The following is a 25,210-nucleotide window of genomic DNA, read 5'->3' on the forward strand; positions in this document are numbered from 1 at the left end:
CCTACCTCAATTCAGAATTCTTGATTCAACCTGCACCGGTTTGTTCGCCCGAAGCATCAAGCCCAGCCCCACGAACAGCACCGGCACCACCATCGAAAAGTGTCGGGCAAAGGAGCCGAAGTCCGGTTCGAACAAACCTTGCACCAGCAAAAACGCCAGCGGAATCGCGATCAATTCTTTGGGTTTGGTCTGGATCGGCGCGCCTTTGTAATCGGTCGAGGTGATGACTTTGAACAGCAGCAGCGCGGTCATGATCATCAACGCGACGAAGATCACCTGACCCGGGCCGGACAGCAGAATCAGCTCTACCGGGAACGACAGGCGGAAGAAGATAATCATCGAGTCCAGCGCCTGCGACACGAAATCGCTGCCGGTGAGCCACGAGACGATCAACGACTTCGAGCCCTCCTCGCCCGCCGTGCGCAGTTCGTTGTTACTGGCGCGAATCGACGACACCGGAAACCCCAGCGCGACCTGGATCGCCATGGCCACGGCCAGGTAAAACAGGAACAGCATCAGGAAGAACGTCGTGCGCGACACGTATTTCTTCATCACGCAGACGCCGATCCATGACAGCGAAAACAGAATCCAGTAAGGCCGGATCAGCACGCCGTAGATCACCGCCGAGAGGAAAAAGCCGCCGCGATATTTGCGCGTCAACGAACTGAGCAAAATGCTCAACACCGCCACCGAGACGATAATTTCCTTGGTCAGGTTCTCCAGGAAAAACGAGCGAACGATGCCCCACAGACACAGCGTGCCAAAGATCGCTAACGGCATGCGCCGGAACACCACCACAGGGATCGCCGTGAGGAAGAAATTGCAGAACATGCCGTAGGCCCAGGCATTGGTCAGGTTGATCCCGGTGGGCCGCAACAGGAACGCCGAACATTCGTAGGACGAGCGATCCGGCGAGAACGGGTTCCAGAAGTTGCAGTTGTCGGCACGGGCGTAGGACGACCACAAGGTCATCGCATCCGGGCCGGGATCACGGGGAATCAGCAGCGGCATGGCCACCGACAGAAACAGCCCGGTGAAGAGGATCAGGAACGACACATACGAATCGAGTCGCTTGCCGCGAAACTCGATGCACGGCAGCTTCAGGCCCATGACAGCGTGGCCTTTTTCGCTTGGGTCGCACGGGTCAGCACGGCAATCACCACCAGCTGCACGATGATCGCGAAGACATTGCCCCACGCCGCGCCGTAGATCGAGTAATGCTTGATCAGCACCCAGCTCACCGGCACTGAAACCAACAGGCAAATCGCTGCGCTCGCGAGCGATACGCGACTGTTCTTCGAGGCAATCAACCCGCCCCAGACAATGTCGCCAATCGCGCGCAAGGCAAAGGAAAAGATCAGCACGCCGAGGATGCCGTTGTCCGGACGCGGCACGCTGGTGGCGACGTAATCGAGCACGACGTTGAAGAACAGATAGATCGCCACCGCCACCGCCGCCGACACCACCAGCGAGCGCATGACCCACTTGTTGACGAACAGTTGCTTGACCGTAAACGCCTGCTGATCAGCTTGAAAACGCTTGGCCAGCACCGGAATGCCGACCACCGCGACCACCGCATACGACAACGCTTGCAAGGTGTTCGCCGCCGACCACGCGTACACGTATTTACCGAGGCTGGCGTAGGGTTCGAGGTCGATGATCAGGAAGCGCTCAGCGTACTGACTCAACGCGATCAACCCGGTGCCGAGATAGAACGGCAACCCGGCCTTCCACACCGTCGCCGTCGCCAGCGATCCGCTCTCGCGGCCCTTGTGCACGTTCACCACGATCAGGTAACCGGCGACGATCACCAGCACGTTGGCAGCGACCCACAGCCACAACACACTGGCGATTCCCGAGACCCAACCGAGCATCATCCCGCCCACCGCCAACACCGCCCACAGACCGGTCTTGATGAAAAACAGCAGTGCGCCGGCCGTGGCTTTCTGCGCGGAAAACACGAACGAGTTGATTTCGAACGACAGGTGCTCAGTGAGCAACACCAACGTCACGCAGAGGATTAGCATGGCCGTCGCTTCAACCTGCTGGAACAGTGAATAAATCAGCACTGTCACCACCGACAGCAACAACCCCACCGCCAGATACAGCAGCAGGACTTTGTCGACCACCCGACGCGAACTGCCGCCGACGCTGATCAGCCGATTGATCTCGGAACTGAAACCGACGCTGTAGAACTTCGAGGCGATCAACGAGGCCGCGACCACCACGCCATAAAAACCCAGCGCCTCGTAACCGAGGTAATGGGTGATCGCCAACACCAGCAAAAACTTCGCGCCTAACGCTCCGCCGCGAAGCAGCAGCCGAAATATCATCGAACGACACCCTTGATGATGTCGTCCATGGCCACGGTTTTTGCTTCGATTTCACGGCAGGTGTCGGTCAGGCGCTGGCCGAAATTCGTCAGTGCATTCGGCGCGTAAACCGTGTTGATGATGGTGTCGACATTGATGTCACCGCCATTGATTACCCAGTCCTCGACGCCCATGTCCTGATAGGCGCCAAAGCCTTTGCGCTCGTAGCTGATGTGGTACGCCGGCACGCCGGAAAGCAGCGATTCGATCGCACCGTGCAAGCGCACGGAAATCACCAGATCGGGCTGATATTTGGCAATCGTCGCCTTCAAGGACAACAGGTCTTCGGTAATGCCCAACTCGCGATAGAACGCGCCGTCATCGTTGCCGCGCACGGCGCTCTGTACCGCGCAAACCACTTTGCTTTTTTGCTTCAAGCGCTGCAGCAGCAACTTCAGGTTAGCGACGTAGGCGACTTTCTTGTCTTTGCTCCACTCCGGCGGCTTGCGCAGCACCACGCAGACCGTGGCCGGCGAAGCGGCGCAACGGGTGAACTTCGGTTGCTGGAGGATTTTGCTCGCCAGCGATTGCACCGCCAGATCGGGCGCGCGGTAGACGTTTTCGCAAGCATCGAAAATCGCCGAGGAGCGGTTGTCACGCACAAACACCGCATCGGCATTGGCGTAGTGCTCGACGATTTTGCTGCTCTCACCATGGAACGGGCCGATGCTCTGCGGCAGGTACACCGACGGCACCTTGCTGAGGATCGCGGTTTCCAGTTGCTTGGCGTGGCCGAGCTTCAACTTGACGTGTTCGAAGGCGCTTTTCGAACGCATGTAGCCGCCACCGACGCCGACGATCAGATCGGTTTTCTTCAACAGATCCGCCAGCCCGGCATAGGACTGGTTGAGAAACACCGCTTGCTTGACCCGACCCAAGCCCTTGGCGGCCATGACCGGCGCGTCAAAACGCGGGTGCGGCAAGTAGCTGAAAGAGTCCGGGTCGGAGGCCACCACACTGATCGCGGTGTCTTCGCCAAAGTTGCGCTGCACCAGGGCGATGGCCAGATCGACGAGCAGGCCGTCACCGGAGTTGGACGCACTGTAGCCATGCAAAATCGTTACGTTCATATGCTTGAGTTCTACTTAAAAAGTGGGAGCGCGATACAGGTCGTAGGTCTGGCGAATCATCAACGCGGCGCTGAAACGCTCGCGGACGATGCTTCGTCCTTCGTTGCCGAGGTCGAGCAGGCGCGGCTTCTGGATTTTCTTCAGCACGTCGGCCAGCGCCTGGTGATCACCGGACGGAAAGACGTAGCCGGACACTTCGTTGGTGACCAGTTCTGGCAGCGACGTGCAATTGCTGGCGATCACCGGCAAACCCATGGCCATGCCTTCCAGCGGCACCATGGCGAAACCTTCCCAGCGACTCGGCACGATCAGCGCATCGGATTGTTGATACAGCGCCTGCACCTCGCTCGGCGTGACCCACGGCAGGTACTCGACGCCGTCCATCGGCGGGCACTCGACCGCGTCCTCGTTGACGGCACTGCCGACCACGGTCAGCTTCATGTCGCTGCGCTGGACCTTGGCGTAGGCCTTGAGCAGCACGTCGAAGCCTTTTTGGTAGTCGAGGCGACCGACGAACAGCAAATGAATCGGCGCCGGGCTGTCAGTTTTCGGCGCGTCATCCCTGTGATGAATGCCGTTGTAGATGAGCTTCATGCGCTTGCGCTCGATGCCGAAACGCGCGGCTTTATCCAGCTCATACTGGCTGACGCAGATGATCACGTCGGTGACCTTCTGCAGCACCCGCTCGATCCACGCATAGACTTTCTGCTTGATCGGCGAGCTTTCCATCAAAAACGAAAAGGCGTGCGGGCAGTAGACGATTTTCGGTTTGCGCCACGGTCGCAACAGCACGCACACGCAACGGCCGATCACCCCGGAAAAGGTGCTGTGCAAATGCACCACGTCGGGTTTTTCCTTGAGCATCACCTGGGTCAGGCGCCAGGCGAAGCGCAGCAACGACGGCACATTGCGCCCGGTGCGAGGAAAGGTGCGGATCTGCTGCGCGCCGATGCCGTGCAATTCCCTGGCCTGATCCTCCGGCACCAGATACACCAGCTCGTAGTTCGCCGCATCGCCTTCGGGTGAGGCCGAAATCGTGCGGATAACGGTCGCGACGCCACCTTTGATCGTCTCTGCCACGTGCAGTATTTTCTTCACAAATCACCCACTTCAAACAGGAAAAAACAGTCGCTGACAGTCAGGATTTGTCGGACGCGTATTCGTAGTTGTAATAGCCGTAGCCGCCGTTGCCGTAGTAACTGGCGGCACGCTTCTCTACGCCGTTGAACACCGCGCCTTTCAACTCGATGCCGTTCTGCGCGAAGCGGCGGATGGTCAGTTCGATCTCTTTGGCCGGGTTCACCCCGAAGCGCGTGACGATCAGACTGATGCCCGCTTCACGGCCGACGATCGCCGCGTCCGTCACCGCCAGCAGCGGCGGTGTATCGATGATCACCAGGTCGTAGCGCTCGCTCAGTTCGGCGAGCAATTCGCGGAAGTTGGCGTGCATCAACAGCTCGGAAGGATTCGGCGGCACCTGACCACGGCTGATGAAGTGCAGGTTGTCGACTTCGACTTTGTTGATCGCCTGATCGATGCTGCAGCGCTTGACCAGCAGGTCGGACAAACCGTTGGTGATCGGCGTGTTGAGGGTTTTGTGCAGATGCCCTTTGCGCATGTCGGCATCGATCAGCACCACGCGCTGGCCGCTGAGCGCCATGACCGCCGCAAGGTTGGACGAGACGAAGGTCTTGCCGACTTGCGGGCTCGGCCCGGAAATCATGATGCGGTTGTTGGTCGAGTCGAGCCCGGCGAAGTGCAGGCAGGTGCGCAGGCTGCGGATCGATTCGATCGACAGATCGGTCGGGTTGCGCAGGGCCAGCAGATACGCCGGCTTGTCGACGCCGTCGCGAGCGCGACCTTTTTTGCTGTCTTCTTCCTGCTGCAAGGCGCTGTAGGGGATCGAGGCGTACACCGGCAAACCGAGTTGCTCGATGGCTTCCGGGCCTTCAAGACCACGGCTCAGGGATTTGCGCAGCAACACCAGCGCCACGCCGACGAAGGCACCGAAGAATGTAGCGATTAGCACAATCAGGGCTTTTTTCGGTTTGACCGGACTGGTCAGGTCGACGTCCGCCGTGTCCACCAAACGCACGTTACCCACCGCACCGGCGCGGACGATGTCCAGCTCCTGGGCTTTGTTCAGCAACTGCGTGTAGATCTGCGAAGCGACTTCGACATCGCGGGTCAGGTTGAGCAATTCCTGCTGCGTGGCGGGCAGGTCGCCGACCTTGCCTTCCAGCGACTTCTGCTGCTGGGTCAGCTCGCCAATCTGGCTCATCAATGCACGATAGGCCGGGTGCTGCTTGGTGAACTTGCGATCCATCTCCGCCTGCTGCATTTTCAGCTCGGAAATCCGCGTTTCCAGCGCCACGGACTGACCGAGCACCGATTGCGTTTCCAGCGAGATGTTCACGGTCTTGCCGTGGGTCTGGTAGACATTCAGCGCATCGCTGGCCTTGGCCAGATCACGTTTGACCTGCGGCAACTGGCTTTGCAGGAAGGCCAGACTCTGCGCGGCTTCCGCTGAGGTGCGGCGCACGTTCTGGTCGACGTACAGCGCGGCGATCTTGTTGAGAATCTTCACCGCCTCGGCGGCGTCACTGCTGGCCAGTGCCAGTTTGATAATCCCCGATTCCTTGCCTTGCTCGGAGATGTCCAGTGCGTCCTGATAACCCTGAATGGTCACGATCCGTGGGTTGCGCACCACTTCGAAACGCGTTCCGGGATTGGCCTGCAACTGGGTGATCTGCCCTTCTACGCCGTCCTGCGCGAACGCTTCGCCGGCGACGCCGTCGACCAGCAGGTTGTCGTTGTCATCGAGCAACTGGAAGTGCTTCTGTTCGCCCGCAATCAGTGTGAGTTTCTTGCCCAGCAGCTCTTTTGGCAGATTGAGCCGGGCAAACTCCAGGCGCTCACCGCCCCAGGCGTAACTGTTCAGGCCGAAACGCGGCGCCGCGACGCTGGTCTCGGTTTCGCCGCGATAACGCCGGGCGAGAAAACCGCCAATCATCGGGAAGGTGTTGGGGGTGACGTCGATGTCCAGACGCAGGTCGTCGACGGTTTTGCCGATCACTGCGCGGGATTTGATGATGCCGATTTCGGTCACCGACGGCGATTGCCCACCCAGCATGCTGTTGAGGTCGGAGAAACCGAGCATGTCGTTCTTTTTCGGTTCGACCTGCACCAGCGCGTTGGCCAGGTACACCGGCGTGGCCAGAACCGCATAGGCGACGCCGGTGACCATGAAGGCACCGGTCAGTGCACCGATCAACCACTTCTGGTCGATCAGGCTGCCAAAGATGCCGAGCAGATCAATACTGTCTTGATCATTGTCGCGGGTGCCGATTACGGACGGTAACTGCATAAGTCTGTTCTTACCATTCACTGTTCTGAAGAATATTCATCAATGCCCGAGACGCTTTGCCCATGAACTAACAGCATCTTCAATCAATGCGTGGGCATGAATAAAAGCGGCCTTGCCTTGACGATACGGGTCTTGTATTTCGCGCTCGCTCTGCCACTTGCCGAGCAGAAACACTTTGCCTCTGGCGTGAGAGGCAATCTTCAGCACTTGATTTACATGCTCTTTTTCCATCACCAGAATCAGGTCTGATTCATTGACGATGTCCGAGGTCAGTTGCCGCGCCTTGAATCCTTCGGCGTTGTGTCCGTGGTCTTCGAGCACCTGTCGGGCGGAGGCCTCTACGCCCTCGCCGACGCGGGCGGACAGGCCGGCGGAAGACACCGAAATCGATGAAGGCGCCAGTGCGTTACGCAACATGAGCTCTGCCGTCGGACTTCGGCATATGTTGCCCACGCAGACAACAAGGATCTTTCTGAACAAGGTTTTACTTTCCTGTGTAATGTCAAACGGCCAACATCCCGAGAGCAATTGAATGAACCCTCAAGATCTTCATGCACTCAGAAATAGATTCGCCCTGTTAGTACTGGAGCATTAAGTACCACAGCGTTTTAAAGTCCCCCAACCACAATTAGCGGACTAAAAATAACTGTGATTTTCAGATAATGGTTTTCCGACAAAAAATAACATTCGTGCACTAAGTGCCATCACCTCACTCGAAAATTGAGTAACGAGATCATTTATTCGAAGTTGTCATTTCTCTTCGGGAGAGCAGACATGAAATCAACACATCTCAAAAAACTCGGCGCCTTGGCGCTGACGATGCTGGGTACAACAGCTCAGGTTCACGCCAGCGAACTGTTTCCCAACCTTCCGGCCAAGAACATCGGGGTTCAGGTCAAGATCCAGAACTTCTCTGCCGCTGACGCCGCGCAGATCAAATCGGCAGGCTTCGGTTTTGTGCGCTTCGGCGTGTGGAGCGACAGCCTGACTGCCAAGGCTTACCAAAAACAGGTCAGCGATGCCTTCACGGCGGCAAAATCTGCCGGGCTACCTGTGTTGCTGACAGTGCGCGCGATCAAGGCGCTGCCCGCCACCTCTAACGCTGAGCTGACCACTGCCGGTGAAAACTACGCTAAAGCGGTGACAGGGTTGCAACAGTCGTACAGCTCGCAATTGGTCGCCATCGAACTGTGGAATGAACCGGACCTGGAAACCTACTGGCCGACGCGCAATTTCGGGACGACGTTTGTGCCGTTCATGAGCGGCGCGTGCAAGGTCCTGCAAGAGCAACCGCTGTCGACGCCGGTGGTCGGTTACGGCTTTGCCCGGGCGCCGACCGCAGGCTCGGCATCAACCGTGGCGCTGAACCGCATCGTCAGCGAATACCCCAAATGCCTGAGCGCGGTGTCCTATCACCCCTATGGCATGACCGCCGCGCAGATCAGCACTGCGCAAAACTTCATTCAGCAGAACTTCCACCTGCCAGGCATCATCAGTGAATGGGGCATTTCCGCGCTCGCCTCCAATGGCGGCGCCGAGGGCCAAGCGAGCAAGATCAACGCGTTCATCGGCGATGTTAAAAAACTCAACATCCCGTTGACCTCCATCTACGAATGGAAGAACAGTGATTCGGGCAGTAACGAGCGCGAGAAGAACTTCGGCCTGCTGACCTCGGACGGCCAGCCGAAACCGGCGCGAATGTCGGTCGAAGCCCTGTTGAATGCTGACTAGTCGGTGCGCAACCGATCTGTACGCAGGTCGGTTGCTTTGAACCTGTGAGCGCTTTTGGCATCGTATTCATCGATAGCACGCCCCGCCTTTCAAACAATCGTTTTCAGGTTGTTGCCGCAGGGGCTGTCGATACACGTACCCGCCCTTGAGTGGCTGTCAGCGCTCGGGTAATGTCATCAGACCCATAGGACAGAGCACGCCCATGACTTCCAAGCTGGAACAACTCAAACAGTTCACCACCGTTGTTGCCGATACCGGCGATTTCGAAGCGATTTCCCGTGTGAAACCGGTCGACGCAACGACCAACCCTTCCCTGCTGCTCAAGGCAGCCGCCATTCCTGGCTACGCAGAGCTGCTCAATGCCTGCGTCAGCGACTGCAAGGGCGATGTCGGCCTGGCCAGCGACCGCTTCGGCGTCGCGGTCGGTCAAGAAATTCTCAAAGTGATTCCGGGGCGTATTTCCACTGAAGTGGATGCGCGCCTGTCGTTCGACAAAGACGCCGTACTGAAGCGCGCCCACCGCCTGATCGAGCTGTACGACAAGGCCGGCATTGGCCGCGACCGCGTGCTGATCAAGATCGCCTCCACCTGGGAAGGTATCCGCGCTGCCGAAGTGCTGGAAAAAGAAGGCATCCAGACCAACCTGACCCTGCTGTTCTCCTTCGCCCAGGCTGCGGCTTGCGCCGATGCCGGCGTGTTCCTGATTTCGCCGTTCGTGGGCCGTATCTACGACTGGTACAAGAAAGCCAACGGCAACGACTACACCGGCGCTGATGATCCGGGCGTACAGTCGGTGACGCGCATCTACAACTACTACAAGGCCAATGACTACAAGACCGTGGTCATGGGCGCGAGCTTCCGCAACCTCAATCAGATCGAGCAACTGGCTGGCTGCGACCGCCTGACCATCAGCCCGGACCTGATCGACAAACTGGCAGCCGATACCGGCAAGCTGGAACGCAAACTGGCGCCAGGCAATGCCGGTGAAGCGCGTTTGAGCCTGAACGAAGCGCAATTCCGCTGGCTGTCCAACGAAGACGCAATGGCCACCGAGAAACTGGCCGAGGGCATCCGACAGTTTGCTCGCGACCAGGAGAAGCTTGAGGCGCTATTGCAGGCCAAGCTGTGATTTGAGTTAGCGAAATGCAAAAAGGGCGAACCTTCACAGGTTCGCCCTTTTTTGTTTGCGGAAGAATTGGATGTTTTTGCGGACGCTATCGCTAGCAGGGCTAGCTCCCACAGGGGATCTGTGGGTGTCTGCAATTGTGTGTCGAATGGGAAACCCTGTGGGAGCTAGCCCTGCTAGCGATGGGGCCGGCAGGCCCCACACCACTCAATGCCGCTCGAGGGCATTCACCAGGTCATGGAACGCTTCACGGTTGGAGTCGTTCAGGCCCATGAGAATCTTGTGCGCTTCCAGCACCTTGATCCGCACCACTTCTTCCGATTGATCCTGATCCGGCAGGTCGTCCAGGCACTCCGGGCACGGCACGGGGTGGTTGACGATGTTGAACACCTGCTCGAAGCCCATCGATTGCAGCAGACGGGTGATGTCATCGTGGGTGGTGACGACGGTCGGCAGCAGGCCGACCTTCTGCCGCGACAGGATCGACAGCTTGGCCAACAGGCCCAGCGTCGTGCTGTCGATGCTGCGGGTTTCGGTCAAATCGATCACGATCGCGTTGAAATTCAGCGCGGTGAAGATTTTCTCAATAGTCGCATCCAACGCCGAACACAGGGTCAGGCGAACTTCACCGACGAACTTGAGGACGAAGGTGCCGTCCTGCTCGGCGAACTGGATTCTACCGGTACTCATTAAAGATTCCTGCTCAACACCAACAGGGCGATATCATCCGGCATCTCCCCTAGCGTGGCCAATCCAAACACTTGCCGCAGACCATCCAGGCTGCCGCCCGCCGACTTCACCCGTTGAGGCAAAGCGGCTTCTTTTTCTTTGAGCGTCGGTTCTGGCAAAAGATCCAGAATGCCATCCGACATCAGCGTCAGGCTGAACGTCTGCGGCAGCTCAAGCACGTGATCTTCGTAGGTGGCTTCATTGAAAAGCCCCACCGGCAGACCACGTCCTTCCAGATAACGAACACTGTCAGGCGTGTACAACACAGGCAACGGCAGATGGCCGCCGATGCTATAGGTCAACAAACCGGTCTCCTCGTCGATGACTCCACCGACCATTGTGACGTGTTTACCCAGCTTACAACTGATCAGCCCCCGGTTGATATGACCCAGGACTTCCGAAGGCTTGAATTCCGGCAATGTGCCGTTGCGCTTGGATTCGAACAGCAAGCGCGTGGTCATGAACTTCAGCAGCACAGTGACGAAGGCTGAGGAAGCGCCATGACCGGATACATCGGCCAGGTAGAACGCGACCCGGCGCTCGTCGACGCGGAAATAGTCGACAAAATCACCCGACAGGTACAACGACGGAATGATCTGGTGAGCAAACTTGAACTCGTCAATGCTCCACGGACTTTCCGGCAGCATGTTCATCTGCACCTGGCGACCGGCATTCTGGTCTTCCTGGAGCAGGTTCAGGCTGGCCGCAAGCTCGCGGTTGGCCTTTTCCAGCTTCTCGCGGTAGCGCTGGTTTTCCACCAGCAACCGCGCACGATCCAGGGCCCGACGCACGGAATGCTCGAGCACCGCCAGATCTTCGAGGGGCTTGATCAGGTAGTCCGCCGCGCCGAGGCGCAGGGCCTCGACCGCATCGTTCATCACGCCGGCACCCGAAACCACGATCACCGGTGTTTGCGGTGACAGCTCGGTGACCTGACGGATGAGTTCGAGACCGCCCATCTGCGGCATGCGCAGATCGCAGATGACCAAGTCGGGCTTGTCTTGCTCGAATACCTGAAGACCCTGTTGACCATTGCTGGCCTGCAGGACGCTGAAACCACTGTCTTCCAAATAGGCCGCGAGGCTCGCGCGCACTACTTCGTCATCATCGATTATCAGCAGCGTGGCACTGGTTTTTGGCATGTGGGCAAACGGCGCCAGAATTAGGTTGGCGTAGTTGGCGGAGCTTGTTGGCCCTGCACTGACTACTGGATTCGCTTTCTAGCCTCTCTGCTGCACCGCTTTCGGGCATAGGCCTTGAACGCGGTTGCACCAGAGGTGCCCTTCTAAGGCGCAGACGGTACTCCCATCCGCAGAGCGTTTCAAGCATGCGCCGATGGTCGCTTGACGACTTTACTTGTCAAATCACCGAGAGTTATAAGAACAGCTCAAACCGTAACCCAATGGAAGGACGAACCTATGAGTCAAACCAGTCGGGACTACAGCGAAAAGCGCGATTTCATCCGCATGCGGGTCGATGCCGATGTCGTGTTGATTCATGAAGGTGATGAGATTTCCGGGGTGTGCATCGACCTCTCCAGCAGTGGCATGCAGGTCGAAGCGCCCCGCCAGTTCGCGGTCGGCGACCGTTTGACAGTGCGCATCGACTCCGAGCACGCCGCGCTCAGCGGCCTTGAGGCAGAGACTGAAGTGGTCTGGGTCAGGCCCCAGGATGGCGGCGGCCAGAAGCTCGGCCTGACCATTGTGAAGATGAAATAGCTACACACAAAAAAGGCGACCCTGAGGTCGCCTTTGTTTTTAGCCGTCGAGATTAAAAATCGTCTTCGACCTGGCCATCTTTCACCTTGAACTCGCGGTTCTGCAGGTAAGCGTTGCGGATGAAGGTGTACTTGTCGCCGCTGATCAGCTTCTCGCTCGACAGCAGGCTGGCGCGAGTGTCGACGATGTTCAGACCGAAGATCGAGTTACGCGCCGGCACGTCGTCGATGTAGCGGTACATCCCGGTGAAGCTGTCGACATATTTCGACGGCGCATCACGCAGGGTGCTTGGGCCCATCAACGGCAGCATCACGTATGGGCCACTGCCGACGCCCCAATAGCCCAGAGTCTGGCCGAAATCTTCGTCGCTGCGGTTCAGGCCCATCTTGGTGCCGACGTCAAAGAAGCCGAGCAGACCGAAGGTGGTGTTGAAGATCAAACGTGCGGTGTCGACGCCCGCGGCAGCCGGTTTGGCCTGCAGGATGTTGTTGGCAAGGTTGGTGACATCACCGACGTTGCGGAACATGTTGTGAATGCCGTCTTCCAGAAACTGCGGCGTAACGAACTCGTAACCCTGCGCCAGTGGCTTCAGCGCGTAGGTGTCAACGAAGTCGTTGAACTGGAAAATCGGGCGGTTGACGCTTTCCCAAGGGTCTTCTTCCGTTGCGGCCTGAGTGGCGAACGGCGCCAGCAGCAGGCCGGCACATACACTTAGCTGAGCGAGCGGATAGCTCCAGCGCATAGAAAAACTCCTTGGATTTGTACCATCGCGGACATCGGGGCCCGGGCATTAAGGCCGCTAGTATAAGCGCAAAAGCCCGTTTGGACAGTCCGGGCAATGAAGCAGTCTGTAGGACGCTTCCCCCGCCACGGTTCACACAGGTGTCATCCAACTGTCACCGACAAGCCCTAGCCTGAGCGTTATTTCAGGGACGTTGCCATGACACACGCCGAAACCTTGCCCCTCGCTGCGCCCAACCTGACGGCAGTGCTGTTTGGACTCAGCGGCTGCCTGGTGGATTTCGGTGCGCGCGCCGGACAGCAAACCATCGCCCTGCCCGAGTACGCCGAAGCCACGCCGGGCGCACTCGACAGCCTGCACAGTTTGCAGCGCCAGCGAATTCCCTGTGTCTGGCTGGACGAACTGCCTCCTGCGCTCGCCCGGCCCCTGTCGGCTTCGCTGCCGGCGTGGATCAAGTCTGCGCAACATTCTGCAACAATCAATCCGTGGCCCGCCCCGAACGCTTGCTGGCAGGCACTGATGGACTTGAACGTCAGTCGTCTGGACGGTTGCGTATTGGTCAGCGGTGAACCGCGCTTGCTCCAGTCGGGCCTTAACGCCGGGCTGTGGACGATTGGCCTCGCCTCCTGCGGCTCGCTGTGCGGCCTGGCACCAGGCGAATGGCAAGCGTTGAACCAGAAGGAGCGCGAGCAACTGCGCGGCAATGCAACCATGCAGTTATTCGGCCTCGGCGTGCATTCAGTCATCGATCATCTGGGCGAACTCGACACCTGCCTGGCAGACATCAGCCTGCGCCGGCTCAAAGGCGAAAAGCCCTGATCGGGATCATGCAGGTTTGACGGGAGTGGATTAATCTAAAGGTCAGCCATAGACCTTTGGCGCGCGGCTGCGGTCAATGCCAGTGCCTCTCGATAAAAGGAAAACATCATGCCCGCCCAAGAACTGCAAAAACAGCTCGATACCCTGCGCGAGCAGCTGGATCAGAATCCGCCACTGTCGGAAGCCGAGCGCGAAGACCTGCACGCGCTGATGGCGCAGATTGAATCGGAAATCCAACTGGAGAATGCCACTCAAGACGTGAGTATCGCCGACGGCGTCAACCTCGCGGTTGAACGTTTTGAAGTCGAACACCCGGCGATTGCCGGCACCCTGCGCAATATTGTCAATGCGCTGGGCAGCATGGGGATCTAGGATTTCCGGCCGCACAAAAAAAACCCTGCCATCACTGGCAGGGCTTTTTCATTTCTGACATTCAAAAGATCGCAGCCTTCGGCAGCTCCTACCTCTGGAATGCACTCTCCTGTAGGAGCTGCCGAAGGCTGCGATCTTTTGGTCTTACTGTCGCACGAGCCGATGATTCGGCAGTTGTACGCTTTCGGTGCTGCGATACGGGTTGATATCCAAACCACCGCGACGCACGTAACGGGCGAACACGGTCAGCTTCTCAGGTTTCAACAAGCGCTGCAGGTCGAGGAAAATCCGCTCCACACACTGTTCATGGAAGTCCGAGTGCTGGCGGAAGCTGACGATGTATTCCAGCAAACTGGCGTGATCCAGCGCCGAACCACGATATTCCACCACCACCGTGCCCCAGTCCGGTTGACTGGTCACCGGGCAGTTGGATTTGAGCAGATGGCTGTACACCGTCTCTTCGACAATGCGCGAATCATCGCAACGCAGCAATTCCGGACGCGGATGCTCGTAGTTGCTGACGCTGATATTCAGATCATCGATGCACACGCCCGGCAGCGCCACGACGCCTTCCGCTTCAACGTCCTTCAGGCTGCGAACGCGCACCCCCACCGGTTTGCCGGCGGCGGCCGACAAATCCTTGATCAGGGTCGCTTCCAAGGACGCCACGTCGGCAAACGCCGTCTGGTTCAGCGAGTTCAGATAGAGCTTGAACGACTTCGATTCGATGATGTTCGGCGAGTCCGCCGGGATGCTGAATTCGCCAATCGCCACCACCGGTTTGCCGGATGGCAGCAGCCACGACAGCTCGAAGCAGTTCCAGAAATCCACACCCTTGTACGGCAGGGTTTCGGCGGTCAGACCCAACTCGGCCCATTTCGCGGTGCGCGGAATCGGGAACAGCAGGGACGGCGTGTACGTGGCGATGTATTCGCTGGATTTGCCCAGCGGCGAATGTTCGGCTGCGGGATGCATGGCGGAAACCTGACTGAAGAATCAGCGGATTCTACCAGCCTTTGCCCGCGCCTTTGAGTGCTTACTGACTGACAGTCAGTTTACCGACCATGCCCGCCTGATAATGGCCGGGAATATTGCAGGCGAATTCAAGGCTCGTCGCTTTGCTGAAGGTCCAGGTCAGCTCCGCTGTCTTGCCCGGCTCGACCAGCACACTGTTTGGGTCGTCGTGCTTCATGCCATGGCCCATCGCTGCGTGATCCATGCCCGCCATGTCGTGGGACATTTCTTTCATTGCCGTCGGCGTAAGCATGCCGCTTTGCCGCATCTGCAACATTTCCTGCTGATGTTTGGCATGCATCGCTGCATCACCAAGGTTGAATTCGTGCAGCAACTGGCCCTTATTCACCAGCACAAAGCGAACGGTCTCACCGGCCTTGACCTCAATCGCCTTCGGGTCGAAGGACATATCGTTCAACACCACTTCAACGCTGCGCGTGGCTTTGGCGGCAGGCGCTGGCTGGCCGAAGTCATAGGTGTGCCCCGACGCAGCCCACGCCGATGAACTCAGCACCAACAAACACAAGGCCAGGGATTGGCGTAAAAACATGGTCGTTCTCCAACAAGATATGGTTCAGCCTGTGGGAAACTTTAGCCGCCCAGCGCTGGCATCAACCTGACAGGCAGATTACAACTTTGTCAGGTTGGCGCTTGTCGCGTGCTCTCACGGTATAAAGCCTCCAACCGAATCACCCCCGAACAACCCGAGTCGTCCATGAAACTGTTGATCGTCGAAGACCAAGCGAAAACCGGCCAATACCTGCGCCAGGGCCTGACCGAGGCCGGGTTCAACACCGAACTGGTGGCCGATGGCAACAGCGGCCAACAACTGGCGTTGAGCGGAGACTACGCGCTGCTGATCCTCGATGTGATGCTGCCCGGTCGCAATGGCTGGCAAATCCTCCATGCAGTGCGTGACGCAGGACTGGATACGCCGGTGCTTTTTCTTACGGCTAAAGACGCAGTGGAGGACAGGGTTCATGGACTTGAACTCGGCGCCGACGACTATCTGGTCAAACCTTTCGCGTTCTCCGAGCTGCTGGCGCGGGTGCGCAGCCTGCTACGCCGTGGCAGCGCCATACCCCAGGAAACCAGCCTGCAACTGGCCGATCTGCGGCTCGATCTGATCCGCCGCCGGGTTGAGCGCAGTGGCCAGCGCATTGACCTGACCGCCAAGGAATTCGCCCTGATGGAAATGCTGCTGCGTCGTCAGGGTGAGGTGCTGCCGAAATCGCTGATCGCCTCACAAGTCTGGGACATGAATTTCGATAGCGATACCAACGTCATCGAAGTGGCGATCCGTCGTTTGCGTCTGAAAATCGACGATGAGTTCCCCAACAAACTGATCCACACCGTGCGCGGCATGGGTTACGTGCTCGAAGAGCGCAGCGCCTGATGCGCCGCTTGTCCCTGAGTTCGCGTCTGGCCTTGTTGTTTGCCGCCTGCACCGCCGTGGTTTCACTGTTCGCCGGCGTGCTGTTCAACCGTGCCAGCGAGGCGCATTTCATCGAACTCGACCAGCAACAACTGGACGCCAAGCTGATCGGTCTGCGCCGTGCGTTGCAGGATGTTCAACCTGCCCAGCGCGAGGCGCGGCTGGCGGATGAGCTGAGCCGTCAGGCCGACGTGTCTTTGCGCATAACTGGCAGTGACAGTCAGCGCGAATACGACAGCTCGACGCAGATTCCCGTAGATTTACCGCAACAACCCGGCCTGTCGACGGTCAGCAGCGGCGGCACCGATTATCGCGTGCTGAACGCCCCGCTCTACCCAGACCAAGCCGACTCGGCGCAACTGACGCTGCTGCTCGACATCACCCATCACCAACACTTTCTGCAGCGCATGCAGCACCTGATCTGGCTGACCGTCGGCCTCTCGGCGCTGGCCACCGCGTTGCTCGGGGCTTGGGCGGCGCGCAGCGGATTGCGCCCACTACGGCGCATGAGTGCAGTCGCCCGTGGGATTTCCGCTCAATCGCTCAACGCCCGACTGCCAGAAGAACAAATGCCGCCAGAACTTGCGGAAATGGCCCACAGCTTCAACGCCATGCTCGCACGCCTTGACGACTCGTTTCAGCGGCTCTCGGCGTTTTCCGCCGACATTGCCCATGAATTGCGCACACCGCTGTCGAACCTGCTGACCCACACCCAGGTCACCCTCACCCGTCCTCGGCCCATCGAGGATTACCGCGAAGCACTGCACAGCAACCTCGAAGAACTGCAATGGATGGCGCAACTGGTCAACGACATGCTGTACCTGGCCAAGGCCGATCACGGCTTGCTGATGCCCAAGCGCGAACCGCTGGAACTGGCGGACGAGACCGATGTGTTGCTGGAGTTTTTTGCGCCGCTGGCGGAGGACGCCGGGGTCAAGCTGAGCCGCGCAGGCAATGCACAGATCGAAGGTGATCGCAGCATGTTGCGCCGGGCCTTGTCGAATCTGCTGGATAACGCCCTGCGCTTCACCCCGGCCGAAGGCTACGTCAGCTTGCGGATCACTGACCAAGTGAACGCTGTGCACATTTCAGTCGAGAACAGTGGTGAAGGGATTTCTGCGGAGTTGTTGCCAAGCTTGTTCGACCGGTTTTATCGGGCGGATCCGGCGCGACAGGAAGGCAGCAGTGAGCATGCGGGGTTGGGGTTGGCGATTACTCAATCGATCATCCGCGCCCATGGCGGGCAGATTCATTGCGAATCGGAAGCGGGATGGACGCGGTTTGTGATTGAGTTGCCCAAGGGAGATTGAGGCCAGCAGGGCTAGATCCCACAGGGGTCATGCGAACGACGCAGATCAATGTGGGAGCTAGCCCTGCTAGCGATTGCGGTCAATTGGATTACGAATATCTCAGGGCGTGAGCCGGCTCGATCTTCGCCGCCCGCCAAGCCGGATACACCGTCGCCAGGAAGCTCAGGATAAAGCCCGCCGAGCAGATCAACAGCACATCCCCACCCTGCAATTCCGACGGCAGATTGCTGACGAAGTACACATCGGAACTGAAGATGTGCTGCCCGCTGACTCGCTCGATCCAGCCGACGATCTGACTGACATTCAACGCAGCGATCACGCCCAACACGCCGCCAATAATGGTGCCGACAATCCCGATCACCGTGCCCTGCACCATGAAGATCGCCATTATTTGCCGGGGCGTGGCACCGATGGTGCGCAGGATCGCGATGTCCGCGCCCTTGTCGTTCACCACCATGATCAGGGTCGCGATGATGTTGAACGCCGCCACCGCGACGATCATCAGCAACAGCAGACCGATCATGGTTTTTTCCATTTTCATCGCGCTGAACAGGCTGCCCTGGGTGTGGGTCCAGTCGTCAGCCTTGAACTCGGCGCCCAAACCGGCGGCGATGTCCGAGGAGACTTTCGGCGCCGCGTACAGGTCTTTCACCGCCAGACGCACGCTCTGCACCTGATTCGGTTCCCAGTGCTGCATGGTCGCGGCATCGGCGACGTGGATCAGGCCCATCGAGCCGTCCAGTTCTGCGCCAACCTTGAACACGCCGACCACGTTCAGACGCTGCATGCGCGGCGTAATGCCGCCCGGTGCGGTACTGACTTCCGGGACGATCAGGGTGATCTTGTCGCCAACGTTAAGGCGGAAACGCCGCGCCGTGATCTCACCGATCACCACGCCGAACTCGCCCGGTTTCAACGCATCGAGACGGCCCTGCACAATGTGCTGGGCGACGATCGAGACCTTGCCTTCCTGCGCCGGATCGACGCCACTGATCTGGATCGGCTGCATCAAGCCCTTATAGGAGAGCATGCCCTCCATCTCAGTGAACGGCACGGCGGCGGTCACTTCAGGATTTTTCATCGCGGCGGCAGCAACCGGCTGCCAGTCATCAATCGGCTTGACGCCAACGATGGTCGCGTGCGGCACCATGCCGAGGATGCGCGAACTCATTTCGCGCTGGAACCCGTTCATTACCGACAACACCACGATCATTGCCAGCACGCCGAGGGCGAGGCCGATCATCGAGGTCATCGAAATGAACGAAACGAAGCGATTGCGGCGCTTGGCGCGGGTATAGCGCGTGCCGATAAAGATCGATAACGGTCTGAACATTCGCTGGGGCACCGTATAAAAATAAAAGACCCGACGCCGTTTCCGGCGCCGGGTTTCAGCCAATCAGATGGGGGTCAGGCAGCCATCCTGCAAATGCAGAACGCGGTCCATCTGGCGGGCGAGGTTCATGTCGTGGGTCACCACCAGGAACGCGGTGCGCATCGAGGTGCTGAGCTCCAGCATCAAATCCTGAATGCCCTGGCCGGTGTGGGAGTCGAGGTTGCCGGTCGGCTCGTCGAGCATCACCAGGCCTGGCTTGTTCACCAGCGCGCGGGCGATGGCCACACGTTGACGCTCACCACCGGACAGTTCCGACGGTTTGTGCTCGAGACGATGGCCGAGGCCGACGCGCTCCAGCAATGCCGTGGCACGCTGACGTGCTTCCGGGATCGGCGTCTTGCCGATCAGCAGCGGCATGCACACGTTTTCCAGCGCAGTGAATTCCGGCAGCAGGTGGTGGAACTGGTAGACGAAACCGAGCGACCGGTTACGCAGCAGCCCACGCTTCTTCTCGCTCAAGGCCGACAGCTCTTCACCGTCGAGCCAGACGCTGCCCTGGGTTGGCGTGTCCAGCCCACCGAGCAGGTTGAGCAAGGTACTTTTGCCCGAACCCGAGGTACCGACAATCGCCACACGCTCACCCGGTTGCAACTCCAGTTGCAGACCGGCGAGGACTTCTACCGATTCCGGGCCTTCCTCGTAGGATTTGCCCAGGTTGCGGCAGCTCAAGATTGCTTTTTCACTCATGCCCGACTCACTCATAACGTAGCGCCTCCGCCGGCTGGGTGCGCGCGGCACGCCAGGCGGGATACAGGGTGGCGAGGAAACTCAGAACCAACGCCGCCGCGCAGACCATGACCACGTCCTGGCTCTGCACCTGCGACGGAAGATAATCAATGAAATACACGTCAGCATTAAGGAATTTGTGGCCGATCAGGCCTTCCAGAGCTGAAATCGCCGCGCTGACATTGAGCGCCGCGAAAATCCCGACCACCGCGCCAATCGCCGTGCCGACCACGCCAATCACCGTGCCCTGGACCATGAACGTGCGCATGATCGTGCCCGGCGTCGCGCCCAACGTGCGCAGAATAGCGATGTCGCCCTTCTTGTCGTTGACCACCATTACCAGCGTGGAAATGATGTTGAACGCAGCGACGGCGACGATCAGCAGCAACAGCAGGCCGATCATGGCTTTTTCCATGCGGATCGCCTGATACAGATTGCCGTGGGTGCGGGTCCAGTCGCGGGCGTAGTAATGATCTTCGCCAAGTTGCTGGGCGATGTTCCATGCCTCACGCGGCGCCTGGAACAGGTCGTCGAACTTGAGACGCAAGCCCTGCACCTGATCCGGCTTCCAGCGGTGCATCTTCGCCAGATCCTGCAGGTTGGTGACACCGAGGTAGCCATCGAGCTCGCCGGCGCCGACATGGAAAATGCCGACCACGGTGAAACGCTTCATGCGCGGGAACATCCCGGCCGGGGTCACGCTGACCTCCGGCGCGACGAAGGTGACCTTGTCACCGATGCCGACGCCGAGCTTGGTCGCGGCCTTGTCGCCGATGACGATGCCGAAGCTGCCCGGCGTCAAATCGTCGAGTTTGCCCTGCTTCATGAAGTTGTCGATGATCGACACATTGCGCTCGAGCGCAGGGTCGATGGCGTTGAGCAACACCTTCGACACCTGACCATTATTGGTCAGCAGCCCCTGCATCTGGGTGAACGGCGCAACAGCCGTCACCTGCGGGTTCTGCTTGACCTTGGTGGCCAGGCTTTGCCAATCGTTGATCGGCTCAGTGGATTCGATGGTCGCGTGGGGCACCATGCCCAGCACGCGGGTGCGCATTTCATGATCGAAGCCATTCATCACCGACAGCACGACGATCATCACGACCACGCCAAGGGCGAGCCCGATCATCGAAGTCAGGGAAATGAATGACACAAAATGATTGCGACGCTTTGCACGGGTATAACGCGTGCCGATAAATACGAAGAGAGGTCTGAACATGTCGGGGCTTGTTCGGAGGGAAAAGGAACGTCCTTGTGGCGGGGGTCGATAACCAGCTTTACACTCAGACCACCGCCGCTACCATGGGTTCGCCATGTCGACATTAGATGAAGAAGATCGCCGCGAATACTACCGTATCGAGGACACGATCGCACTGGAAATTCGGCCCCTGTCCGCTCCCGAAGCCGCAGGCCAGGAAGTGTTGCAGGATGCTTCCCCGCTCTTCAACCTGCTCAGCGAACTGCACCTGAGCGAATTCGAGTCGCAGCATCTGTTGCGCCAGATCAGCGAGCGCGACCGCGCCATTGCTGCGTTCCTGAAATCCCAGAACAAACGCATCGACCTGCTCAGCCAGGTGGTCGCCCTGACCGTGCTCGGCCAGATCGGCGAGCCGCAACCGGTGATCATTTCCGAAGGCGGCATCGACTTTCAGCACCCGACGCCCATTGCCGCTGGCGCTCACCTCTCGGTGAAACTGGTGCTGATGCCGCAAGCGCTGGGCCTGCTGCTGCGCGCCCGCGTCACCCATTGCGACCGCAAGGGCGACGGTTACGACGTCGGCACAGAGTTTGAACACCTGACCGACGCCCAGCGCCAATTGCTCGCCCGCTACATCTTGCAGAAGCAGGCCCAGGAACGACGTCTGGCCCGCGAACAGAACGAATCAGGCATTTAATTTAAGGAAGAACCGTGACCCTCATCTACGGCCACCGCGGCGCCAAGGGCGAAGCACCGGAAAATACCCTGAGCAGCTTTCAGGAATGTCTCAAGCACGGCGTGCGCCGTTGCGAACTCGATCTGCACCTGTCCAAGGACGGCGAGTTGATGGTCATCCACGACCCGACTCTCAAGCGCACCACTGATCGTCGCGGCAAAGTCGTCGAGCACACTGCCGCCGAACTGGTGACCTACGACGCGCGCAAGGGTGGCCCGGGCTGGATCAAGCCGTGCCCGATTCCGACGCTGGAAGAATTGTTCGAGAAGTGTGATTTCGAGCACTGGCAACTGGAGGTCAAAAGCGCTTCGCGTACGCGCGCGGCAACCACCGTGCTGGCGATTCGCGAAATGGCCCAGCGCCATGGTTTGCTCGACAAGGTGACGATCACCTCGAGTTCGCGGGAAGTGCTGAAAGCGGCGCTGGATCTGGTGCCGGACGTGTCACGCGGACTGGTCGCCGAATATGCCTGGCTCGACCCGCTGAAGGTCGCGGCAAGTTATGGCTGTGAAATTCTCGCGCTGAACTGGACGCTGTGTACGCCGGAACGCCTGCAGAAGGCGCAGCGTCAGGGGTTGCATGTGTCGGTATGGACCGTCAACGAGCCTGCGCTGATGCGCAGACTCGCCGACTTCGGCGTTGACAGCCTGATTACAGACTTTCCCGGTTTGGCCACTGCCACGCTCGAGAATTGCTGAAATCGGTCTCCCCGGCCGGCTCAGGCCACCGGCCGGAGCCCGTCAAAAAAGCCGGTTGAGGCCGTCGTATGCCGCTACCCGATAGGCTTCGGCCATGGTCGGGTAGTTGAACGTCGTGTTGACAAAGTACTTCAGGGTATTCAGCTCGCCCGGCTGGTTCATGATCGCCTGACCAATGTGAACGATCTCCGACGCCTGATAACCGAAGCAGTGAACGCCCAGCACTTCCAGGGTTTCACGGTGGAAAAGGATCTTCAGCATGCCTTGCGGCTCGCCAGCGATCTGCGCACGCGCCATGCTCTTGAAGAACGCCTTGCCGACTTCGTAAGGCACCTTGGCCTGGGTCAGCTCCTGCTCGTTCTTGCCGATCGAACTAATCTCCGGAATCGTATAGATGCCGGTCGGCACGTCATTCACAAAGCGCCAGCTACCGTTATCAACAATGCTGCCAGCAGCCGAACGACCCTGGTCGTGGGCGGCACTGGCCAGGCTTGGCCAGCCGATCACGTCACCAGCACCGTAGATGTTCGGTACGCAAGTGCGGTACGCCTCGTCGACTTCGATCTGGCCACGGCTGTTGACCTTGACGCCGATGTTTTCCAGACCCAGCGTGTCGGTGTTGCCGGTACGGCCGTTGCACCAGAGCAAGGCGTCGGCCTTGATCTTCTTGCCCGACTTCAGGTGCAGGATCACGCCGTTATCGACGCCTTCAACGCGATCGTAATCCTCGTTGTGACGCACGGTGATGTTGTTGTTGCTGAAGTGGTAGCTCAACGCCTGGGAGATTTCCGAGTCGAGGAAGCTCAGCAACTGACCGCGGTTATCGACCAGCTCGACCAGCACACCCAGACCGCTGAAGATCGACGCGTATTCGCAACCGATCACGCCGGCGCCATAAACGATCAGTTTGCGCGGGGTGTGGCCGAGGCTGAGGATGGTGTCGCTATCGTAGATACGCGGGTGATGGAAATCGATGTCCGCCGGGCGATACGGGCGCGAACCGGTGGCGATGATGATGTGCTTGGCCACCAGTTTCTCGACCACACCGTTGGCGCAGACCACTTCGATGGTTTGCTCGTCGGCGAAGCTGCCGGTGCCGAAGAACACGTCGACGCGGTTGCGGGCGTAGTAACCGGTACGCGAAGCGACTTGTTTGGAAATGACTTTCTCGGCGCTTTTCAACACGTCCGGGAAGGAGAACCAGCGTGGCTCGCCGATCGCCCGGAACATTGGATTGGTGTTGAACTGCATGATCTGCCGCACCGAGTGACGCAGTGCCTTGGACGGGATGGTGCCGAGGTGGGTGCAGTTGCCGCCGACCTGGCGACGGCTGTCGACCATCGCGACCTTGCGCCCTGCTTTGGCGGCGTTCATTGCCGCGCCTTCTCCCGCCGGGCCGGAACCCAGCACCACCACGTCGTAGTTGTAGACAGCCATGCGTACTCCTCAGAACAGGCCGCGGTGCCAGCAGCACCTACGGCTAAATCACGCCGAACGGCGGCGCGAAGGAACAATTGGGGGTCAATCAAGAACCCGGACACAGTCTATAGAAGCGTCAACGCCGCGCACATTAACCCTTGGTCGCGTCGTAGGCTACTTTTGCCTGCACTACAACGCCAGCTTTCGTATTGTTCTCAGTCAGTTTTCTTGCCGCTGAGGCGCTCGAAAGCCTTGTTGGTGCGAACGACAAAACCTGTATCGGCACGAATGACAAAGAATGCACCAATGTCATGTTTTTCGGCATAGTCCCAAGCCCGTTCTGGGCCAAGAATAAGCAACAGCGTCGATAGTCCATCGGCCATCAGCGCTGAAGGATGAATCACCGTGACTGACGCCAAGTCGTGTAGGACGGGTGCCCCGCTGCGCGCATCGAAGGTGTGGGAATAACGCCGGCCATCCTGCAGGAAATAGTTGCGGTAGTCGCCGGACGTGGAAACGCCGTAGCCATCGACATTAATAATGCGCTCGGCAACCTGTTGATCATCGCGAGGCTCTTCCAAGGCAATACGCCAGGATGAGCCGTCGAGTTTTTTGCCTTTGGCCTTCAATTCACCGGTGGCTTCGGCGAGGTAGTTGTGGATGCCCATCGCGTCGAGTCGGGCCGTAATGGTGTCGACGGCATAACCGGCGGCAATGCTGTTGAAGTCGACTTCGACGGCCGCGTCTTTGCATAACTGATCGCCGTTGATGTGCAAATGCTGATGACCAACGCGGGACATCACCTCAGCCAGTGCAGCGGCGCCAGGGACTTTCTCTTCGCGTCCTTGCGGGCCGAAGCCCCAGAGATTCATCAGCGGCTCCACGGTAAGGTCGTAGGAACCTTCGCTTTGCGCTGACAGTTGCTCGCCAACGCGGATCAGTTCAAGCACCGAAGCAGGCAATTTCTGACAGCTGTTCGCGGGCAAAGCGTTGAAGCGCTCGATGTCCGAATCATTGCGATAAGTGGATAACTGCCGATCAACTTCGCCGAGGATGCTCTCCACTTCACGGCGAACCTGCGTCGCGTCAGGCATGCCGGCGTGGCGCACATACTTGATCGAGTACGTGCTGCCCATGGTCGGCCCACCGAAACCCTCCGTGGAATCGCCATTGCCGCAGCCAGCCAATATGCCAGCCAGAATCACGACCCCAAGCAACCGTCCAGTGAACAATTA

General features: G+C 59.0%; 25 protein-coding genes. 9 read left to right on the top strand and 16 right to left on the bottom strand.

The features are described from left to right. Positions 1-6 precede the first annotated feature (6 nt). Genes AC3Y64_RS18995 through AC3Y64_RS19020 form a run of 6 tightly spaced genes read right to left on the bottom strand, consistent with a single transcriptional unit; the run spans position 7 to position 7,289 of the window. Positions 7-1,110 (bottom strand): hypothetical protein, encoded by a 1,104-nt coding sequence (locus tag AC3Y64_RS18995; RefSeq protein ID WP_064392790.1) that lies wholly within the window; start codon positions 1,108-1,110, stop codon positions 7-9. Next, complete coding sequence (locus AC3Y64_RS19000) at positions 1,101-2,333, bottom strand: MATE family efflux transporter (protein ID WP_489984868.1); 1,233 nt, start codon at positions 2,331-2,333, stop codon at positions 1,101-1,103. The genes AC3Y64_RS18995 and AC3Y64_RS19000 overlap by 10 nt, the downstream gene beginning before the upstream one ends. Then, positions 2,330-3,442: a polysaccharide pyruvyl transferase family protein gene (locus AC3Y64_RS19005; RefSeq protein ID WP_489984869.1), complete on the bottom strand. Its 1,113-nt coding sequence runs from the start codon at positions 3,440-3,442 to the stop codon at positions 2,330-2,332. The genes AC3Y64_RS19000 and AC3Y64_RS19005 overlap by 4 nt, the downstream gene beginning before the upstream one ends. A gap of 15 nt (positions 3,443-3,457) precedes the next feature. Further along, positions 3,458-4,540 (bottom strand): glycosyltransferase, encoded by a 1,083-nt coding sequence (locus tag AC3Y64_RS19010; RefSeq protein ID WP_489984870.1) that lies wholly within the window; start codon positions 4,538-4,540, stop codon positions 3,458-3,460. 40 nt (positions 4,541-4,580) lie between these two features. Then, positions 4,581-6,809 (bottom strand): polysaccharide biosynthesis tyrosine autokinase, encoded by a 2,229-nt coding sequence (locus AC3Y64_RS19015; RefSeq protein ID WP_489984871.1) that lies wholly within the window; start codon positions 6,807-6,809, stop codon positions 4,581-4,583. A gap of 39 nt (positions 6,810-6,848) precedes the next feature. Next, the gene (locus AC3Y64_RS19020; RefSeq protein ID WP_489984872.1) at positions 6,849-7,289 is read right to left on the bottom strand and encodes a low molecular weight protein-tyrosine-phosphatase; all 441 of its coding nucleotides are present in this window, start codon (positions 7,287-7,289) and stop codon (positions 6,849-6,851) included. A gap of 294 nt (positions 7,290-7,583) precedes the next feature. Here AC3Y64_RS19020 and AC3Y64_RS19025 point away from each other — a divergent pair, with 294 nt between their 5' ends. Continuing rightward, complete coding sequence (locus AC3Y64_RS19025; protein WP_489984873.1) at positions 7,584-8,540, top strand: glycosyl hydrolase family 5; 957 nt, start codon at positions 7,584-7,586, stop codon at positions 8,538-8,540. A 202-nt stretch (positions 8,541-8,742) separates the two neighbouring features. After that, on the top strand, positions 8,743-9,669 hold the full coding sequence (gene tal, locus AC3Y64_RS19030) for a transaldolase (RefSeq protein ID WP_158955748.1): 927 nt from the start codon (positions 8,743-8,745) through the stop codon (positions 9,667-9,669). A 204-nt stretch (positions 9,670-9,873) separates the two neighbouring features. Here the strand turns inward: tal and rssC are convergent, their stop codons facing one another. Both rssC and rssB read right to left on the bottom strand, forming a co-directional pair. Then, entirely contained in the window at positions 9,874-10,356 is a 483-nt protein-coding gene (gene rssC / locus AC3Y64_RS19035) for an anti-sigma factor antagonist RssC (RefSeq protein WP_042560140.1), read from the bottom strand. Next, positions 10,356-11,537, bottom strand: a complete 1,182-nt coding sequence (gene rssB / locus AC3Y64_RS19040; RefSeq protein WP_489984874.1) for a two-component system response regulator RssB — start codon at positions 11,535-11,537, stop codon at positions 10,356-10,358. Before rssB ends, rssC begins: the two co-directional genes overlap by 1 nt. A 276-nt stretch (positions 11,538-11,813) precedes the next feature. On the opposite strand from rssB, the gene AC3Y64_RS19045 reads away from it, so the two are divergent. Further along, the gene (locus AC3Y64_RS19045) at positions 11,814-12,113 is read left to right on the top strand and encodes a PilZ domain-containing protein (protein ID WP_489984875.1); all 300 of its coding nucleotides are present in this window, start codon (positions 11,814-11,816) and stop codon (positions 12,111-12,113) included. A 52-nt stretch (positions 12,114-12,165) separates the two neighbouring features. On the opposite strand, the gene AC3Y64_RS19050 is transcribed toward AC3Y64_RS19045, so the two are convergent. After that, the gene (locus AC3Y64_RS19050) at positions 12,166-12,855 is read right to left on the bottom strand and encodes an MlaA family lipoprotein (protein WP_122595350.1); all 690 of its coding nucleotides are present in this window, start codon (positions 12,853-12,855) and stop codon (positions 12,166-12,168) included. Between the two features lie 198 nt (positions 12,856-13,053). Between AC3Y64_RS19050 and pcrP the strand changes: the two genes are divergently transcribed. Beyond that, positions 13,054-13,674 (top strand): HAD superfamily inactivated hydrolase PcrP, encoded by a 621-nt coding sequence (gene pcrP / locus AC3Y64_RS19055; protein ID WP_489984876.1) that lies wholly within the window; start codon positions 13,054-13,056, stop codon positions 13,672-13,674. Between the two features lie 108 nt (positions 13,675-13,782). Then, entirely contained in the window at positions 13,783-14,046 is a 264-nt protein-coding gene (locus AC3Y64_RS19060) for a DUF4404 family protein (RefSeq protein ID WP_463395444.1), read from the top strand. A 144-nt stretch (positions 14,047-14,190) separates the two neighbouring features. On the opposite strand, the gene queF is transcribed toward AC3Y64_RS19060, so the two are convergent. Both queF and copI read right to left on the bottom strand, forming a co-directional pair. Then, the gene (gene queF, locus AC3Y64_RS19065) at positions 14,191-15,021 is read right to left on the bottom strand and encodes an NADPH-dependent 7-cyano-7-deazaguanine reductase QueF (protein ID WP_489984877.1); all 831 of its coding nucleotides are present in this window, start codon (positions 15,019-15,021) and stop codon (positions 14,191-14,193) included. Between the two features lie 61 nt (positions 15,022-15,082). After that, on the bottom strand, positions 15,083-15,610 hold the full coding sequence (gene copI / locus AC3Y64_RS19070) for a copper-resistant cuproprotein CopI (RefSeq protein ID WP_489984878.1): 528 nt from the start codon (positions 15,608-15,610) through the stop codon (positions 15,083-15,085). 165 nt (positions 15,611-15,775) lie between these two features. On the opposite strand from copI, the gene AC3Y64_RS19075 reads away from it, so the two are divergent. Both AC3Y64_RS19075 and AC3Y64_RS19080 read left to right on the top strand, forming a co-directional pair. Further along, a complete protein-coding gene (locus tag AC3Y64_RS19075; protein WP_489984879.1) occupies positions 15,776-16,456 on the top strand; it encodes a heavy metal response regulator transcription factor in 681 nt (226 codons plus the stop codon). Next, on the top strand, positions 16,456-17,805 hold the full coding sequence (locus AC3Y64_RS19080) for a heavy metal sensor histidine kinase (protein ID WP_489984880.1): 1,350 nt from the start codon (positions 16,456-16,458) through the stop codon (positions 17,803-17,805). The genes AC3Y64_RS19075 and AC3Y64_RS19080 overlap by 1 nt, the downstream gene beginning before the upstream one ends. Positions 17,806-17,893: 88 nt before the next feature. Here AC3Y64_RS19080 and AC3Y64_RS19085 read toward each other — a convergent pair whose 3' ends face one another. The 3 genes from AC3Y64_RS19085 to AC3Y64_RS19095 all read right to left on the bottom strand — a co-directional run bounded on the left by AC3Y64_RS19085 (position 17,894) and on the right by AC3Y64_RS19095 (position 21,143). Beyond that, entirely contained in the window at positions 17,894-19,138 is a 1,245-nt protein-coding gene (locus AC3Y64_RS19085; RefSeq protein ID WP_102902248.1) for a lipoprotein-releasing ABC transporter permease subunit, read from the bottom strand. Between the two features lie 63 nt (positions 19,139-19,201). Then, entirely contained in the window at positions 19,202-19,885 is a 684-nt protein-coding gene (gene lolD / locus AC3Y64_RS19090) for a lipoprotein-releasing ABC transporter ATP-binding protein LolD (protein ID WP_178113667.1), read from the bottom strand. Positions 19,886-19,892: 7 nt separating this feature from the next. Further along, entirely contained in the window at positions 19,893-21,143 is a 1,251-nt protein-coding gene (locus AC3Y64_RS19095; protein ID WP_158955730.1) for a lipoprotein-releasing ABC transporter permease subunit, read from the bottom strand. A 94-nt stretch (positions 21,144-21,237) separates the two neighbouring features. On the opposite strand from AC3Y64_RS19095, the gene AC3Y64_RS19100 reads away from it, so the two are divergent. Then, positions 21,238-21,819, top strand: coding sequence for a PilZ domain-containing protein (locus tag AC3Y64_RS19100; protein ID WP_489984881.1), 582 nt, complete (start codon positions 21,238-21,240; stop codon positions 21,817-21,819). Between the two features lie 14 nt (positions 21,820-21,833). Then, a complete protein-coding gene (locus AC3Y64_RS19105) occupies positions 21,834-22,556 on the top strand; it encodes a glycerophosphodiester phosphodiesterase (RefSeq protein ID WP_025111067.1) in 723 nt (240 codons plus the stop codon). Between the two features lie 42 nt (positions 22,557-22,598). Here the strand turns inward: AC3Y64_RS19105 and sthA are convergent, their stop codons facing one another. Then, the gene (sthA, locus tag AC3Y64_RS19110) at positions 22,599-23,993 is read right to left on the bottom strand and encodes a Si-specific NAD(P)(+) transhydrogenase (protein WP_158955726.1); all 1,395 of its coding nucleotides are present in this window, start codon (positions 23,991-23,993) and stop codon (positions 22,599-22,601) included. Positions 23,994-24,190: 197 nt separating this feature from the next. Next, on the bottom strand, positions 24,191-25,207 hold the full coding sequence (locus tag AC3Y64_RS19115; protein ID WP_489984882.1) for an FAD:protein FMN transferase: 1,017 nt from the start codon (positions 25,205-25,207) through the stop codon (positions 24,191-24,193). Positions 25,208-25,210 lie beyond the last annotated feature (3 nt).

The organism is Pseudomonas sp. 4CAES_32.4, from assembly GCF_058136335.1.

What these genes read in the sequence shown, in the direction of transcription:
- AC3Y64_RS19005 (WP_489984869.1), bottom strand. Translation starts at nt 3,442, where the DNA reads ATGAACGTAACGATTTTGCATGGCTACAGTGCGTCCAACTCCGGTGAC.
- AC3Y64_RS19080 (WP_489984880.1), top strand. Translation starts at nt 16,456, where the DNA reads ATGCGCCGCTTGTCCCTGAGTTCGCGTCTGGCCTTGTTGTTTGCCGCC.
- AC3Y64_RS19085 (WP_102902248.1), bottom strand. Translation starts at nt 19,138, where the DNA reads ATGTTCAGACCGTTATCGATCTTTATCGGCACGCGCTATACCCGCGCC.
- pcrP (WP_489984876.1), top strand. Translation starts at nt 13,054, where the DNA reads ATGACACACGCCGAAACCTTGCCCCTCGCTGCGCCCAACCTGACGGCA.
- queF (WP_489984877.1), bottom strand. Translation starts at nt 15,021, where the DNA reads ATGCATCCCGCAGCCGAACATTCGCCGCTGGGCAAATCCAGCGAATAC.
- AC3Y64_RS19015 (WP_489984871.1), bottom strand. Translation starts at nt 6,809, where the DNA reads ATGCAGTTACCGTCCGTAATCGGCACCCGCGACAATGATCAAGACAGT.
- rssC (WP_042560140.1), bottom strand. Translation starts at nt 10,356, where the DNA reads ATGAGTACCGGTAGAATCCAGTTCGCCGAGCAGGACGGCACCTTCGTC.
- AC3Y64_RS19045 (WP_489984875.1), top strand. Translation starts at nt 11,814, where the DNA reads ATGAGTCAAACCAGTCGGGACTACAGCGAAAAGCGCGATTTCATCCGC.
- AC3Y64_RS19025 (WP_489984873.1), top strand. Translation starts at nt 7,584, where the DNA reads ATGAAATCAACACATCTCAAAAAACTCGGCGCCTTGGCGCTGACGATG.
- AC3Y64_RS18995 (WP_064392790.1), bottom strand. Translation starts at nt 1,110, where the DNA reads ATGGGCCTGAAGCTGCCGTGCATCGAGTTTCGCGGCAAGCGACTCGAT.
- lolD (WP_178113667.1), bottom strand. Translation starts at nt 19,885, where the DNA reads ATGAGTGAAAAAGCAATCTTGAGCTGCCGCAACCTGGGCAAATCCTAC.
- AC3Y64_RS19050 (WP_122595350.1), bottom strand. Translation starts at nt 12,855, where the DNA reads ATGCGCTGGAGCTATCCGCTCGCTCAGCTAAGTGTATGTGCCGGCCTG.
- rssB (WP_489984874.1), bottom strand. Translation starts at nt 11,537, where the DNA reads ATGCCAAAAACCAGTGCCACGCTGCTGATAATCGATGATGACGAAGTA.
- sthA (WP_158955726.1), bottom strand. Translation starts at nt 23,993, where the DNA reads ATGGCTGTCTACAACTACGACGTGGTGGTGCTGGGTTCCGGCCCGGCG.
- AC3Y64_RS19095 (WP_158955730.1), bottom strand. Translation starts at nt 21,143, where the DNA reads ATGTTCAGACCTCTCTTCGTATTTATCGGCACGCGTTATACCCGTGCA.
- AC3Y64_RS19060 (WP_463395444.1), top strand. Translation starts at nt 13,783, where the DNA reads ATGCCCGCCCAAGAACTGCAAAAACAGCTCGATACCCTGCGCGAGCAG.
- AC3Y64_RS19000 (WP_489984868.1), bottom strand. Translation starts at nt 2,333, where the DNA reads ATGATATTTCGGCTGCTGCTTCGCGGCGGAGCGTTAGGCGCGAAGTTT.
- tal (WP_158955748.1), top strand. Translation starts at nt 8,743, where the DNA reads ATGACTTCCAAGCTGGAACAACTCAAACAGTTCACCACCGTTGTTGCC.
- AC3Y64_RS19075 (WP_489984879.1), top strand. Translation starts at nt 15,776, where the DNA reads ATGAAACTGTTGATCGTCGAAGACCAAGCGAAAACCGGCCAATACCTG.
- copI (WP_489984878.1), bottom strand. Translation starts at nt 15,610, where the DNA reads ATGTTTTTACGCCAATCCCTGGCCTTGTGTTTGTTGGTGCTGAGTTCA.
- AC3Y64_RS19100 (WP_489984881.1), top strand. Translation starts at nt 21,238, where the DNA reads ATGTCGACATTAGATGAAGAAGATCGCCGCGAATACTACCGTATCGAG.